Origin of the sequence: uncultured Frigoribacterium sp. (genome assembly GCF_963515265.1) — a bacterium.
Classification (GTDB): Bacteria; Actinomycetota; Actinomycetes; order Actinomycetales; family Microbacteriaceae; genus Frigoribacterium.
Map to the genome: position 1 here is coordinate 1 of NZ_CAUPYL010000047.1, position 14,775 is coordinate 14,775.

The 14,775-nt window shown below is 71.7% G+C and carries 15 protein-coding genes; all 15 read left to right on the forward strand.

Going from position 1 to position 14,775, the window contains the following annotated elements:
- The first annotated feature begins 179 nt into the window (after positions 1 to 179).
- The gene (locus tag RWM17_RS06310; protein WP_314102163.1) at positions 180 to 1,511 is read left to right on the forward strand and encodes a site-2 protease family protein; all 1,332 of its coding nucleotides are present in this window, start codon (positions 180 to 182) and stop codon (positions 1,509 to 1,511) included.
- Between the two features lie 101 nt (positions 1,512 to 1,612).
- Entirely contained in the window at positions 1,613 to 2,761 is a 1,149-nt protein-coding gene (ispG, locus tag RWM17_RS06315) for a flavodoxin-dependent (E)-4-hydroxy-3-methylbut-2-enyl-diphosphate synthase (protein ID WP_194612364.1), read from the forward strand.
- Positions 2,762 to 3,068: 307 nt separating this feature from the next.
- Positions 3,069 to 3,986 (forward strand): MetQ/NlpA family ABC transporter substrate-binding protein, encoded by a 918-nt coding sequence (locus tag RWM17_RS06320; protein WP_314102164.1) that lies wholly within the window; start codon positions 3,069 to 3,071, stop codon positions 3,984 to 3,986.
- Positions 3,987 to 4,067: 81 nt separating this feature from the next.
- Entirely contained in the window at positions 4,068 to 5,147 is a 1,080-nt protein-coding gene (locus tag RWM17_RS06325) for a methionine ABC transporter ATP-binding protein (RefSeq protein WP_314102165.1), read from the forward strand.
- 2 nt (positions 5,148 to 5,149) lie between these two features.
- Entirely contained in the window at positions 5,150 to 5,809 is a 660-nt protein-coding gene (locus RWM17_RS06330; protein ID WP_314102166.1) for an ABC transporter permease subunit, read from the forward strand.
- A gap of 29 nt (positions 5,810 to 5,838) precedes the next feature.
- Positions 5,839 to 6,873: an AAA family ATPase gene (locus tag RWM17_RS06335; RefSeq protein ID WP_399540187.1), complete on the forward strand. Its 1,035-nt coding sequence runs from the start codon at positions 5,839 to 5,841 to the stop codon at positions 6,871 to 6,873.
- A 5-nt stretch (positions 6,874 to 6,878) separates the two neighbouring features.
- Positions 6,879 to 7,760 carry a DUF58 domain-containing protein gene (locus RWM17_RS06340; RefSeq protein ID WP_314102167.1) on the forward strand — a complete coding sequence of 294 codons (882 nt, stop codon included), beginning with the start codon at positions 6,879 to 6,881 and terminating at the stop codon, positions 7,758 to 7,760.
- Positions 7,753 to 8,232, forward strand: a complete 480-nt coding sequence (locus RWM17_RS06345) for a hypothetical protein (RefSeq protein WP_314102168.1) — start codon at positions 7,753 to 7,755, stop codon at positions 8,230 to 8,232. Before RWM17_RS06340 ends, RWM17_RS06345 begins: the two co-directional genes overlap by 8 nt.
- Positions 8,223 to 9,224, forward strand: a complete 1,002-nt coding sequence (locus tag RWM17_RS06350; RefSeq protein WP_314102169.1) for a VWA domain-containing protein — start codon at positions 8,223 to 8,225, stop codon at positions 9,222 to 9,224. Before RWM17_RS06345 ends, RWM17_RS06350 begins: the two co-directional genes overlap by 10 nt.
- Positions 9,221 to 10,285, forward strand: coding sequence for a VWA domain-containing protein (locus RWM17_RS06355; RefSeq protein WP_314102170.1), 1,065 nt, complete (start codon positions 9,221 to 9,223; stop codon positions 10,283 to 10,285). The genes RWM17_RS06350 and RWM17_RS06355 overlap by 4 nt, the downstream gene beginning before the upstream one ends.
- Complete coding sequence (locus RWM17_RS06360; RefSeq protein WP_314102171.1) at positions 10,282 to 11,106, forward strand: hypothetical protein; 825 nt, start codon at positions 10,282 to 10,284, stop codon at positions 11,104 to 11,106. Before RWM17_RS06355 ends, RWM17_RS06360 begins: the two co-directional genes overlap by 4 nt.
- 52 nt (positions 11,107 to 11,158) lie before the next feature.
- Positions 11,159 to 12,916: a proline--tRNA ligase gene (locus RWM17_RS06365; protein WP_314102172.1), complete on the forward strand. Its 1,758-nt coding sequence runs from the start codon at positions 11,159 to 11,161 to the stop codon at positions 12,914 to 12,916.
- A gap of 152 nt (positions 12,917 to 13,068) precedes the next feature.
- Entirely contained in the window at positions 13,069 to 14,058 is a 990-nt protein-coding gene (gene nusA, locus RWM17_RS06370; protein WP_314102173.1) for a transcription termination factor NusA, read from the forward strand.
- Positions 14,059 to 14,138: 80 nt separating this feature from the next.
- Positions 14,139 to 14,444, forward strand: coding sequence for a YlxR family protein (locus RWM17_RS06375; RefSeq protein ID WP_314102174.1), 306 nt, complete (start codon positions 14,139 to 14,141; stop codon positions 14,442 to 14,444).
- A 95-nt stretch (positions 14,445 to 14,539) separates the two neighbouring features.
- On the forward strand, positions 14,540 to 14,775 hold a 236-nt coding region (locus RWM17_RS06380; protein ID WP_314102175.1), incomplete at its 3' end, for a translation initiation factor IF-2 N-terminal domain-containing protein.

Sequence of the window (14,775 nt, forward strand, 5' to 3'; positions counted from 1 at the left end):
CGACGCGCTGCTCGCCCGCAGCTAGCTTCTCCCGCCCCGCCCCGCCCCGCCCCGGCCCGTCCCGCCGAGCGGGCGCCGGGCACACGGCCGAGCCGAGGAGGCGCGGGCCCCGGACCCTCACAGCGTCGCCATGGACGGTGCGGGGCCGGCTCCCCGTCTCGGACGGCTACCCTTGCCCGGTGGAAACCGTCCTGCTCTACCTGCTCGGCATCGTCGTGATCGTCATCGGGCTCGCCGTCTCGATCGCGCTGCACGAGATCGGGCACCTCGTGCCGGCGAAGAAGTTCGGCGTGAAGGTCGGCCAGTACATGATCGGCTTCGGGCCGACGGTCTTCTCCCGTCGTCGCGGCGAGACCGAGTACGGCGTCAAGGCCCTGCCGCTCGGCGGCTACATCTCGATGTCGGGCATGTACCCGCCGGCGCGCGAGGGCCAGAAGGGCCGGACGGCGAGCACGGGCTTCTTCCAGACCCTCGTGCAGGACGCGCGCACCGCCAGCGCCGACACGATCGACCAGGGCGACGAGCACCGCACCTTCTACCGGCTGCCCGTCTACAAGCGGATCATCATCATGCTCGGCGGGCCGACGATGAACCTGCTCATCGCGATCGTGCTCTTCACGATCCTGCTCTGCGGCTTCGGCACGGCGCAGTCGAGCACCACCGTCGGCCTCGTCAACCAGTGCGTGCTGCCCGCCGGGTCGACCGAGACCGAGTGCCCGGCCGACGCGACGGCGGCGCCCGCCTTCGCGGCCGGCATGGAGAACGGCGACCGCATCGTGTCGATCGACGGCGTGGCGATGGCGGACGGCGACCAGGTGACGAGTGCGTTCCGCGCGGCCCCCGACCAGACGCTCAGCGTCGTGGTCGAGCGCGACGGCAGCGAGCAGACGCTCGAGGTCACCCCGGCGCTCTCCGCACGCCAGGTGGTCGACCCGGCGGGCGTGCCCGTCGTGGGCGACGACGGCGCCCCGGTCACCCAGGAGGTCGGCTTCGTCGGCATCGGCTTCGCGACGGTGACGGTGCAGCAGCCGGTCACGGCCGTGCTGCCGACCGTCGGCACGAACATCGGGCACGTCGCGAACGTCATCGTGCACCTGCCGCAGCGCATGGTCGCCGTCGCCCAGGCCGCGTTCGGCGGGGGAGAGCGCGACGCGAACGGCCCCGTCAGCGTCGTCGGGGTCGGCCGGATGGCGGGCGAGGTGGTCAGCCTCGACACCGTGCCGTTCATCGACCGGGCGGCGTTCCTCGTGAGCCTGCTCGCGAGCCTCAACGTCGCGCTGTTCGTCTTCAACCTCGTGCCGCTGATGCCCCTCGACGGCGGCCACGTCGCGGGCGCGCTGATCGAGGCGATCCGTCGGGGCTTCGCCAAGCTGTTCCGCCGTCCCGACCCGGGGCCCGTCGACACGGCGAAGGTCATCCCGCTCACGTTCGCGGTCGTGATCGTCCTCGGCGGCATGGGGCTGCTGCTCGCCTACGCCGACATCGTGAACCCGATCTCGCTGATCCGCTGACCCGCTCCGCAGCCGGCCCGCGGACGTCCTGACCTCCTGGCCCGCCGGGCATCCTCGCCTCCGACATCGCGCGCCCAGCGCACGGGTCTACGATCGACCACGTGCCTGCAGTCAATCTCGGAATGCCGAAGGTCCCCGAAACCCTTGCCCCGCGACGCAAGTCGCGGCAGATCAAGGTCGGCAAGGTCCTCGTCGGAGGCGACGCTCCCGTGAGCGTCCAATCGATGACCACCACGCCCACCACGAACATCAACGCGACGCTCCAGCAGATCGCCGAGCTCACCGCCTCGGGCTGCGACATCGTGCGCGTCGCGGTGCCCACTCGCGACGACGCGGAGACGCTGCCGATCATCGCGAAGAAGAGCCAGATCCCGGTGATCGCCGACATCCACTTCCAGCCGAACTACGTGTTCCAGGCGATCGACGCCGGCTGCGCCGCAGTGCGCGTCAACCCCGGCAACATCCGCAAGTTCGACGACCAGGTCGGCAAGATCGCCGCCGCCGCCAAGGCCGCCGGCGTCTCGATCCGCATCGGCGTGAACGCCGGGTCGCTCGAGCCCAGCCTGCTGCAGAAGTACGGCAAGGCGACGCCGGAGGCGCTGGTCGAGTCCGCGGTGTGGGAGGCCTCCCTCTTCGAGGAGCACGACTTCCACGACTTCAAGATCTCGGTCAAGCACAACGACCCGGTCATCATGGTCAAGGCCTACCGTCAGCTCGCAGAGCGTGGCGACTGGCCCCTGCACCTCGGCGTGACCGAGGCCGGCCCCGAGTTCCAGGGCACCATCAAGTCGGCCACGGCCTTCGGCATCCTGCTCGGCGAGGGCATCGGCGACACCATCCGCGTGAGCCTCAGCGCGCCTCCTGCGCAGGAGGTCAAGGTCGGCCTGCAGATCCTCCAGTCGCTGAACCTGCGCGAGCGCAAGCTCGAGATCGTCAGCTGCCCCAGCTGCGGTCGTGCGCAGGTCGACGTGTACAAGCTCGCGAACGACGTCACCGACGGCCTCGAGGGCATGACGGTCCCGCTCCGCGTCGCGGTCATGGGCTGCGTCGTGAACGGTCCGGGCGAGGCCCGCGAGGCCGACCTCGGCGTCGCGTCCGGCAACGGCAAGGGCCAGATCTTCGTCAAGGGCGAGGTCATCAAGACCGTGCCCGAGTCCGAGATCGTCCAGACGCTGATCGACGAGGCCAACCGGCTCGCGGCCGAGATGCCGCCGGGCGAGGTCGGCTCGCCCCAGGTCCTGACGGTCTAGGGCAGATCGCGGGTCGGCCACCGACCCGACCGCCCCGAGGAGGCGCGGTGCAGGCTCCGGCCGCACCGCGCCTCCTCTGCGTCGCAGCCTGCTGCCGCCCTGACGTGCCGCGTCGGCGTTCGGGGTCCCGCGGCCTCCCGCACCGTCGCCGCGCCCGTTCCCGTGCCTGCTCGCAGAGCCGGTGTGTCGCCGTGTGACGCGCCGATTGTGACCCGAGCCGCCCCGCCGTTCACGATGGACGGACGCACGGTCGTGGTGCCGGCAGCAGCAGCCGGCGACGTGCGTCGCACCGTCTGAGAGGAACGTCATGTCCGAGGCAACACCCCTGATCGAGGCCCCGAAGAAGAAGCGCGGCCGGCTGATCGCGATCGTCGTGGCGGCCGTCGTCGTGCTCGCCGCCGTGGGCGTCGGCATCGCCGTCGCGAACCGCGGCGGAGACGCCGTGCGCATCGGGGTCGTCGGCGCGAGCGACCCGTACTGGGCCACCTTCACGCAGGCCGCCGCCGACGAGGGCATCGACGTCGAGATCGTCGACTTCGCCAACTACGAGCAGCCGAACCCGGCTCTGACCGAGGACGAGCTCGACCTCAACCAGTTCCAGCACATCGTCTACCTGGCCCAGTACGACGTGTCGGCCGACGCCGACCTCGTGCCGATCGGCTCCACGGCGATCTACCCGCTGCCCCTCTACTCGCAGGAGCACACCTCGCTCGACCAGTTCAGCAAGGGCGACACCGTCGCCGTGCCCGACGACGCGAGCAACCTCGCCCGCTCGCTGCTCGTGCTGCAGTCGAACGGCCTGATCGAGCTGAAGGGCGGCGGGGACATCTTCTCCGGCCTCGACGACATCGACACCGAGGCCTCGACGGTCACGGTCTCGCCCGTCGCGGCCGACCTCGCCGCGACGTCGTTGCCGGACTTCGACGGCGCGATCATCAACAACGAGTACGCCACCAAGGCGGGGCTCTCGCCCGACACGATCATCGCGACGGACGACCCGAAGGACCCGGCGTCGCTGCCCTACGTCAACGTCTTCGCCGCTCGCGAGGGCGACGCGGACGACGAGACGTACCAGGAGCTCGTCCGGATCTACCAGGACACTAAGGCCGTCACCGACGGCGTCGTCGAGAACTCGGGCGGCACGGCCCTCACCACGAAGGTGCCCGTCGCCGACCTGCGCGAGTCGCTCGAGCAGACGAAGGAGCTCGTGGAGCAGAACGGCTGACGCCGCCTGCCCCCGCCCGGGTCCGACCCGCCCGCCACGACGGCGCGCGGGTCGGGCCCTTCCGACCGTGACGAGGAGACCATGCCCGCCATCACCCTGACCGACGTCGTCAAGACCTATCCGCCCCGCGAGAAGGGCGCAGCACCGCTGACGGCCGTCGACGGCGTCAGCCTCGAGATCGCCGACGGCGAGATCTTCGGGATCATCGGCTACTCCGGCGCCGGCAAGAGCACGCTGGTCCGCCTGATCAACGCCCTCGAGCCGACCACGAGCGGCCGGATCGAGATCGACGGTCGACCCGTGACCGGGCTGCGCGAGCGCGAACTGCGCGGGGTGCGCGCCGGCATCGGCATGATCTTCCAGCAGTTCAACCTGTTCTCGTCGAAGACGGTCTGGGGCAACGTCGAGTTCCCGCTCAAGGCGGCCGGCGTGCCGAAGGCCGACCACCAGCGGCGGATCAGCGAGCTGCTTCACTTCGTCGGCCTGGCCGACAAGGCCCACGCACGCCCGGACCAGCTGTCGGGCGGCCAGAAGCAGCGCGTCGGGATCGCCCGCGCCCTCGCGACGTCGCCGGGCGTGCTGCTCGCCGACGAGGCGACGAGCGCGCTCGACCCCGAGACCACGCAGGAGGTGCTCGCCCTGCTCCGGCGGGTCAACGCGGAGCTGGGCATCACCATCGTCGTCATCACGCACGAGATGGACGTCATCAAGTCGATCGCCGACCGCGTGGCCGTGATGGACCGTGGTCGGGTCGTCGAGATCGGGCGCACCTTCGAGGTCTTCTCGGCCCCGCGCGAGGCGTCCACGCGGCGCTTCGTGTCCACCGTCGTCGCCGGGTCGCCGCAGGGCGACGACCTCGCGGCCCTCCGTCGTCGCCACGACGGCCGTCTCGTGACCGTCCGCGTGTCCGAGGGCGGCGTCGACCAGCAGCAGGTCTTCGGCGTGCTCGCCCGCCACGACGTCCGCTTCGAGATCGTCTTCGGCGGCATCGACGAGATCGGCGGGCGCACCTTCGGCACCCTGACCCTGGCCCTGACGGGCGGCGACGGCGACGTCTCGGACGCCGTCGCCGAGCTCGGGGCCGCCGCGACCGAGCTCCCGGCCTCGCCCACGACCGAGGCCGCGCCCGACCGGCCGGCCCACGACGCGGAGGCACGCTGACCATGGACTCCCTGATCGACCTGCAGCCCCAGCTCTGGAAGGCGGCCTACGAGACCGTCTACATCGTCGCCTTGACCCTGCTCTTCGGCGGGCTCGGCGGGCTCCTCCTCGGGCTCGCCCTCTACCTCACACGCGAGGGCGCCCTCTTCGCGAACCGCGTCGTCTTCGGCGTGCTCAACGTGGTCGTCAACGTGTTCCGGCCGATCCCGTTCATCATCTTCCTCGCTGCCGCGCAGCCCCTGGCCCGGGCTGTCGTGGGCACCGGCGTCGGCAACACCGCCATCATCTTCACCTTGTCGCTCGCGGCCTCGTTCGCGATCTCGCGGATCGTCGAGCAGAACCTGCTCACGGTGCAGCCGGGGGTCGTCGAGGCGGCGAGGGCAGCCGGCGCCGGGCCGTTCCGGATCATCGGCAGCATCGTGCTGCCCGAGGCGCTCGGCCCGCTGGTCCTCGGCTACACGTTCATCTTCGTCGCGCTCGTGGACATGTCGGCGGTCGCGGGCTACGTCGGCGGCGGGGGACTCGGCGCGTTCGCCCTGCTCTACGGCTACCGGCAGTTCGACCCCGTGGTCACGTGGGGCGCGGTGCTGCTCATCATCGTGCTGGTGCAGCTCGTGCAGTTCCTGGGCAACCACCTCGCGAGGAGGGCGCTCCGTCGGTGACGTCGGACGCCTCGGTTACAGTGGGCCGGGTGACCGACACCTCGACGACGCCCCCGCCTCCCGCCGCGGTCGGCACCCCGATCAGCCCCGCCGACCTCGAGCGTGCCGCCGGTGTCGTCGGTGCCGTGTCGCACGCGTTCTCGCGCAAGGTGGTGGGCCAGACCGGCCTCCGCGACACCCTGCTGATCGCGCTGATCACGGGCGGGCACGTGCTGCTCGAGAGCGTCCCCGGGCTGGCCAAGACGACCGCTGCGGCGACGCTCGCGCAGTCCGTCGAGGCGAGCTTCACCCGCATCCAGTGCACGCCCGACCTGTTGCCCAGCGACATCACCGGCACCCAGATCTACGACGCGCAGAAGTCGACCTTCGTGACGCAGCTCGGCCCCGTGCACTCGAACTTCGTGCTGCTCGACGAGATCAACCGCTCGAGCGCCAAGACCCAGAGCGCGATGCTCGAGGCGATGCAAGAGAGGCAGACGAGCATCGGCGGCACCGTCTACCCGCTGCCCAGGCCGTTCCTCGTGCTGGCCACGCAGAACCCGATCGAGCAAGAGGGCACGTACCAGCTGCCCGGGGCGCAGCTCGACCGGTTCCTCCTGAAAGAAGTGCTCGACTACCCGTCGCCCGCCGAGGAGGCCGAGGTCATCCGGCGCATCGAGGCCGGCGTCTACGACGAGCAGCAGGTCGATGCGCCGACCGGCGTCTCGCTCGAGGACGTCGTGTGGCTGCAAGAGCTGGCCAAGCGCGTGTACGTCGACGCGTCGATCGTCAACTACATCGTCCAGCTCATCTACGTGACGCGGCACCCGCAGCAGTACATCCCCGGCAGCCTCGCCGACTACGTCCAGTTCGGTGCGAGCCCGCGTGCCAGCATCGCGTTCATGCAGGCCGCGCGTGCCCTCGCCCTGCTGCACGGCCGCGACTACGTCATCCCGGAAGACGTGAAGCACCTGCGGCACGGCGTGCTGCGCCACCGTGTCATCCTCGGCTACGAGGCCACGGCCGACGACGTGGCCCCCGAGACGATCATCGACGCCGTCTTCGCCTCCGTGCAGACGCCCTGACGACCGTGGCGAGCCTCCTCCTCCGGGTGCGGACGAAGATGTCCCTGTTCGCGCACCGCCGCACCCTCGACCTGCTCGAGGGCGGCTGGGCGTCGGTCCACCACGGCCGCAGCCACGACTTCGACGACCTCCGGGCCTACGTGCCGGGCGACGAGGTGAAGGACATCGACTGGAAGGCCACCGCCCGTCACGGCGAGCCGTTGGTGAAGCGCTACGTCGCCAGCAGGAGGCGGTCGCTGGTCCTCGTGGTCGACACCGGTCGCAACATGGCCGCGACCGCCGCCAGCGGCGAGACCAAGAAGGACATCGCGATCATGGCGGCCGGCGCGCTGGGCTACATCGCGTCGCGCCACGGCGACGTCGTCTCGCTCGTCGCCGGCGACGAGGGCGGCACCGTCGCCCTCCCCGCCGGGGCGACGGAGGCGCACCTCGAGCGCCTCCTCCGCCAGGTCGACCGTCGGGTGTCGCTCGAGGCGCCCCGCAGCGACCTGCGGGGCGTCCTCGACTGGGTCGCCCGCGGCGTCCGCCGCCGGTCGATCCTCGTCGTGGTGACCGACGACGTCGTCGTCGACGCCGAGCTGGTGCGGCTCCTCCGACGGCTGCGCGCCCAGCACGAGATCGTCTGGGTCACGGTCGGCGACGCCGACCTCATGACGCGGTCCGGCCACGCCGGGGACGTCTACGACGTGCAGGAGGTCACGGCCCTCCCGGCGTACCTGCGCGAGAACGCGGCCCTGCGACGCGCCTTCGACGAGTCGTCCGAGCGGCGTGCGGACGACGCCGGCCGGCAGCTGCAGGCACTGGGCATCAGCAGCGAGCGGCTCTCGAGCCAGGCGGCCGTCGTGCCCGGGCTCTTCACGCTGATGGAGAAGCACCGCCGTGCTTGACGACAGGGGCTTCTTCGGGCCGTACCAGTACCCGCTCTGGGTCCTCTGGCTGGTGCTCGGGCTCGTCCTCCTGGGCCTCGTGGCGGCGTGGATCGTCTTCGTGCTGCGCTTCTCGGCGCGGCGGCTGCCCCCGTCGGCCCGCCGGGCGGCAGCAGCCGCGGTCGTCGACCTGCCGTCGGTCCGGCTCCGCTACCTCGACCTGATCGACGAGGTGCAGGCCGCCTCCCGCGACGGCCGTCTCGGCGAGCGGGCGGTGCACAGCCGGCTCAGCCTCCTTCTCCGGTTCTTCGTCCACGAGACGGCAGGCGCCGACACGCACGTGATGACCCTCGCCGACCTGCGCGAGGCCGACCTGCCCCGCGTGGCCGACGCGGTCGAGGAGTGGTACCCGCCGGCCTTCGCCCAGCAGCACCCCGGCGACCCCGACCGGGCCGCCGAGACCGCGCGCGAGGTGGTGCGCTCGTGGTCCTGATCTGGTGGTGGGCCCTGTTGGCCGCCCTCGTCGTCGCCGGGCTCGGCGCCTGGCTCTGGCTCGTGCTGCGCCGTCGCGAGCGCGCCCGACTGCGCCGCGCCGGCACCCCCGTCGCCCACAGCGAGCGCCTGACCGAGCTGCGGGTGTACCGCAGGCTCGTCGCGCGCTACCGGGCGGCCCTCGTGGGCGCCCTCGTCCTCGTCATCGCCCTCGCCGGCCTCGGGGCCCTGCTGATCGCCCGGCCGGGCACGGTCCAGGTCGTCGAGCCTCCCTCCTACAAGCGCGACATCGTGCTCTGCCTCGACGTCTCGGGGTCGATGACCGAGGTCGACTCCCAGATCGTGTCGACCTTCGCCGAGCTCGCGTCGGGCCTCGACGGCGAGCGGATCGGGCTGACCCTCTTCGACAGCTCGTCCGTGCAGGCGTTCCCCCTGACCGACGACTACGACTTCGTGGCCGAGCAGCTGAGCCAGTACCGCGACTCCTTCGACAGCGCGGGGGAGGACGGCACGCGGTACTGGTCGGGCACCGACCTCGGGCAGGGCGCCTCCCTGATCGGCGACGGCCTCGCCTCCTGCGCCCTCAGCTTCGACGGGGGCAGCGAGAGCACCCGGCCGAAGTCGATCGTGCTCGCGACCGACAACTACGTGAACGGCGCGGCACTGCTGACGCTCGACGACGCGGGGCAGCTCGCGACCGACCGCGGCATCCGGGTCTACGCGCTGAACCCCGCGGACTACTCCGACGACGCCGTCGCGGACGAGGTCGCCGGCGAGCTGCGCACCGTCGTCGAGTCGACCGGCGGCGCCTACTACGCGCTCGACGGCGCGACGACCGTGGCCGAGATCGTGCAGCGGATCGACGACCAGGAGGCGGGCCTCTTCACCGGGACGCGCCGCCTCGTCACGACCGACGCCCCGCAGGCCGCCGTCATCGTCGCGCTCCTGCTCGCCGCGGCCTCGTTCGTCCTGCTCTGGCGGGTGCGGCTGTGACCGCGGCGACGGCGGCCCTGCCCGCCGCGATCGTGCTGCAGCCCGTGCTCCCGTGGTGGCTGCTCGCCGTCGTCGGCGTCGCGCTGCTCGGCTTCGTCGGGTGGCGGGTCGTCGCCGAGCGGGGCGACCGCCGCCTCCTGCGCAGCTGGCTCCGCCGTCTCGTGGTCGTGGCGCTGCTGCTCGTCGTCGCCGTGCGTCCCGGCGTGCCCGGCGGAAGCGCCCAGGCGTCGTCGGCGGCGCTCAACGTGTTCTTCGTCGTCGACACCACCTCCAGCATCGCGGCGGAGGACTGGGACGGCGACCGCCCGCGGCTCGAGGGCGTCCGGAGCGACGTCGACGCGATCGCGAGCGAGCTGGCCGGCGCCCGCTTCTCGCTCATCTCGTTCGACAGCACCGCCGTGCTCCGCACCCCGCTGACCGACGACGCCGCGGCCGTCGTGACCGCGGCCTCCGTGATGAACCAGGAGATCACGTACTACTCCAGCGGCAGCAGCATCACCGAGGCCTCCGACCTCCTGGCCGAGCGGCTGCAGGAGGCGCGCGAGGCCGACCCCGAGAGGGCGAACGTCGTCTACTACCTGGGCGACGGAGAACAGACGGCCGACGAGGCGCCCGGCTCGTTCGCGACGGCCGCGGCGGACGTCGACGGGGGAGCGGTGCTCGGCTACGGCACGGCCGCGGGCGGGCGGATGAAGGTCTTCGACGGGTACGGCGACGCGTACAGCAGCACCGAGTACATCAAGGACAGGACGCAGCCGGGCGAGCCCGACGCCCTCTCGGTGATCGACGAGGACGCGCTCCGGACCCTCGCCTCGCAGCTGGGCGTCGAGTACGTCCACCGCGAGGCCGGCACCGGGGTCGAGGCCGTCGTCGCCGACGCGCGGGACGGCGCGGTCGCCTCGGACGAGGGCCGTGCCGAGGCCGTCGTCGACCTGTACTGGATCGCCGCCGTCCCGCTGTTCCTGCTCGCCCTGGTCGAGGTGGCCGTCGTCGCCCGGGCCCTCGCCGAGATCCGCGTCCGGCCCCGGGCCGACCCCGCGCCCGGAAGGACGTCGTCGTGACCGACACCCTCGCCCCTCCCCCCGTCGACGACCGCGACCCGGCGACCGCCGCGGAGCCGAGCCTCGACCAGTACCGTCGTCGGCTCCGACGCCGGATGTTCCTCTGGTCGGCCCCGGTCGTGCTGGTCGTGCTGCTCGTGGCACTCAAGCTGCTCAGCCTCCCGCTCTTCGCGGGCCTGACGCAGCACGCCTACGACGGCCGGGCCTACGAGCGCGCCGCCTCCCTGACCGCGCCCCTGGGCGTCGCCAACGTGGTCGAGCCGTGGGTGCACCACTTCGACCGCGGCACGGCGTGGGCGAGGGTCGGGGTGCTCGACGTCGCACGGCAGGAGTTCGTCACCGCCCTCGACCTCGCGCCCGAGGGGGACGAGACGGTCTCGTGCGTCATCCGCACCGACCTCGTGCTCGTCATCGAGGCACAGGGGGACGCCGCGCTGCTCGAGCTGCGCTACGCCGACGCCGAGCAGCTCTACGAGCTGGGGCAGGCGACGATCGCCGAGGCTCCGGAGGGCTGCTTCCAGCCCCCGGACGACCCGCAGCAGCCCGACACGTCGCAGCCACTCGACGACGCCCAGGGCAGGCTGGGCGACAAGCAGCAGCAGGCCGAGGGCGGCGACCAGGGCGACCCCTCGGGAGGCGACGGCTCGGATCCCGGCCAGGGCGGCGGCGAGGACGAGGGCGACGCCGGCGCGGGCGGCACCGACCCGCTCGACCAGCTGCAGCAGCAGGGCGACGAGAGCCAGCAGGAGCGCCAGCAGGACACCGACCGCGAGCGGTACTACGAGCAGGCGCCGGGGGAGTACGACGGCAAGCCCTGGTGACCGTGACCGGGTCGAGCCTCGGCCCCTCGGGACGCGCCCCTATGCTGGGCGGGTGTCCACGCGCCTCTCCCAGCTCTTCGTCCGCACCCTCCGTGAAGATCCCTCCGACGCGGAGGTGACCAGCCACCGCCTCCTCGTCCGGGCCGGCTACATCCGCCGTCAAGCTCCCGGCGTCTTCGCCTGGCTGCCCCTGGGCCTCCGGGTCAAGGCCAAGATCGAGGCCGTCATCCGCGAGGAGATGACCGCCTCGGGTGCACAGGAGGTGCACTTCCCGGCCCTGCTGCCGCGTGAGCCCTACGAGGCCACCGGCCGCTGGACCGAGTACGGCGAGGGCATGTTCCGCCTGAAGGACCGCAAGGACGCCGACTACCTGCTCGCCCCCACGCACGAGGAGGCTTTCACGCTCCTGGTGAAGGACCTCTACTCGTCGTACAAGGACCTCCCGCTGACGTTGTTCCAGATCCAGGACAAGTACCGCGACGAGGCGCGGCCCCGTGCGGGCCTGCTGCGCGGACGCGAGTTCACGATGAAGGACGCCTACTCGTTCGACGCGACCGACGCCGGGCTCGACGCCAGCTACCAGCTGCAGCGCGACGCGTACGAACGCATCTTCACGCGCCTCGGCCTCGAGTACGTCATCGTGCAGGCCGACGCCGGCGCGATGGGCGGCTCGCGCTCCGAGGAGTTCCTGCACCCGACCGAGGTCGGCGAGGACACCTTCGTCCGCTCGGCCGGCGGCTACGCGGCCAACGTCGAGGCCTTCACGACGACCGTCCCCGAGGTCAGGCAGATCGAGGGTCAGCCCGCCCCGGTGATGCTCGACAAGGCCGTGACGCCGACCATCGCCTCCCTCGTCGACCAGCTGAACGCCTCTCACCCCCGCGACGACGGAAGGGACTGGACCGCGGCCGACACCCTGAAGAACGTCGTCGTGGCTCTCACTCACCTCGACGGCACGCGAGAGCTCGTCGTGGTCGGCCTGCCCGGCGACCGCGACGTCGACATGAAGCGCCTCGAGGTCGCCTTCGCGCCCGCAGAGGTCGACGCGGCCGGCGACGCCGACTTCGCGAAGGTCCCCGGGCTCGTCAAGGGCTACATCGGTCCGGGAGGCGCGGGCTGGGGAGCCGGTGTCCGCTACGTCGTCGACCCTCGCGTCGTCGAGGGCAGCTCGTGGGTCACCGGCGCGAACATCGACGGCGTCCACGTCGCCGGTCTCGTCGCCGGCCGCGACTTCGAGCACGACGGCGTCGTCGAGGCCGCCCAGGTCCGCGAGGGCGACCCGGCTCCCGACGGCTCCGGCCCCATCGAGACAGCCCGCGGCATGGAGATCGGCCACGTGTTCCAGCTCGGCCGCAAGTACGCCGAGGCGCTCGGCCTCAAGGTCCTGGACGAGAACGGCAAGCAGGTCACCGTCACGATGGGCTCGTACGGCATCGGCGTGACGCGCATCCTCGCGGTCATCGCGGAGGCCAACAACGACGAGAAGGGTCTCGTGTGGCCCGCGAACGTCGCGCCGTTCGACGTGCACGTCGTCGCGACCGGCAAGGACCCGGTCGTCTTCGAGGTGGCCGAGGCGCTCACCGCCGAGCTCGAGGCGCACCGCCTCGACGTGCTCTACGACGACCGCCCGAAGGTCTCGCCCGGGGTCAAGTTCGGCGACGCCGAGCTCCTCGGCGTGCCGCAGATCGTGGTGGTCGGGCGCTCCGCCGGCGAGGGGATCGTCGAGCTGTGGGACCGCCGCACGGGCGAGCGCACGCCCGTCCCGGTGGCCGAGGCCGTCGCGGCCCTCTCGGCTCCGCGCGCCTCCTGACGTCGCCGGCCCGCGCCTCCTCGTGTCCCCCCGGACGCGGGAGGCGCGGGCCGCGTCCGGTGCTCCGCCCCCGTCGCACTCGGGTACCGTAGGAGGATGCTGTGCGCGCCACCGTGCGCGCAGCCTGAAGATCTGAACAGTGGAGGCCCTCAGTGGACATCGACCTGAGCGTGCTGCGTCTCATGGAACGCGAGCGCGAGATCCCCTTCGAGGAACTCGTGGGCATCATCGAGCAGGCCATCCTCACGGCCTACCTCAAGCACACCGACCAGCCGGAGAGCCGCGTCCCGGCGGCGAGGGTCGAGCTCGACCGCAAGACCGGGCACGTGTCCGTGTTCGCCATCGAGCGCGACGAAGAAGGCGAGGTCGTCGGCGAGTCCGTCGACAGCCCGAGCGACTTCGGCCGCATCGCCGCCTTCGCGGCCAAGCAGGTGATCAACCAGCGCCTGCGCGACATCGGCGACGACAAGGTCCTCGGCCAGTTCAAGGGGCGCGAGGGCGACATCGTCGCCGGCGTCATCCAGCAGGGGCCCAACCCTCGCATGGTGCACGTCGACCTCGGCACGATCGAGGCGATCCTGCCCCCCGAGGAGCAGGTGCCCGGCGAGAAGTACGACCACGGCACGCGCATCCGTGTCTACGTGACCGGCGTCAGCAAGGGCACGAAGGGGCCGCAGATCACCGTCTCGCGGACGCACCCCTCGCTCGTCCGCAAGCTGTTCGCGCTCGAGGTCCCCGAGATCGCCAGCGGCGTCGTCGAGATCGTGTCCCTGGCCCGCGAGGCCGGGCACCGCACCAAGATCGCGGTGCGCGCGACCGAGCCCGGCGTCAACGCCAAGGGCGCGTGCATCGGCGAGATGGGCGCGCGGGTGCGGGCCGTGCAGACCGAGCTCGGCGACGAGAAGATCGACATCGTCGACTACTCGAGCGACCTGCCCGTCTTCGTCGCCAGCGCGCTGTCGCCGGCCAAGGTGTCGTCGTCCTTCGTCATCGACCAGGCGACGAAGGCCGTCCGGGCCCTGGTGCCCGACTACCAGCTGTCGCTCGCCATCGGCAAGGAGGGGCAGAACGCCCGTCTCGCCGCGAAGCTCACGGGCGCGCGCATCGACATCCAGCCCGATTCGATCCTCGAGGACGACTGACCGACCCTGATGCCGGGGGCGGGCGGCGCACCACGCCGTTCGCCCCCGGCGTCTCCCGTCCGCCCAGCCGAGGGGGTAGAGTGGTACCCGTAAGAACGTGCATCGGTACTCGAGCGCGCGCTCCACGGTCCTCACTCGTGAGGGTCGTCGCCCGTGACGGACGCCTGGTGGTCGACGAGACCGCCACGCTGCCCGGGCGGGGCGCGTGGTTGACGCCTTCGATGGACGCGTTCGAGTCGGCAGTGAAACGCAGGGCATTCCGCCGTGCGCTCCGCCTCGACTCCGAGCCCGACACCGAGCAGCTCCGCGACCACCTGATGCGGCTGCAGGCCGATGTGCACACCCCGAGTTCCACCACGACCACTGGCCACGACAGAACAGGCTGACAGGCACATGGACAACTAATGAGCGGCTCGAAATGAGACCCGTCCAGAACTGACGGCTCCCTCCTGACCGGGAAGGGGCCCGAGACAGGAGAACTGTGGCTAAACCACGCGTACACGAGATCGCCAGCGAGCTGGGGATCGACAGCAAGACAGCACTAGAGAAGCTCAAGGAGATGGGCGAGTTCGTCAAGGGACCGTCCTCCAGCGTCGAGCCCCCCGTGGCCCGCAAGCTGCGCCAGGCGTTCGCCGGCGCCGCTGCCGCGCCGAAGGCCGGCGCCGCACCTGCGGCGAGCCCGAAGGCGTCGGCTCCCGCCGCCTCCTCCGCACCGAC

Excerpts from the sequence above, each read along its gene's own strand:
- RWM17_RS06330 (WP_314102166.1), top strand. The coding sequence starts at position 5,150 with ATGGACTCCCTGATCGACCTGCAGCCCCAGCTCTGGAAGGCGGCCTAC.
- RWM17_RS06325 (WP_314102165.1), top strand. The coding sequence starts at position 4,068 with ATGCCCGCCATCACCCTGACCGACGTCGTCAAGACCTATCCGCCCCGC.
- RWM17_RS06320 (WP_314102164.1), top strand. The coding sequence starts at position 3,069 with ATGTCCGAGGCAACACCCCTGATCGAGGCCCCGAAGAAGAAGCGCGGC.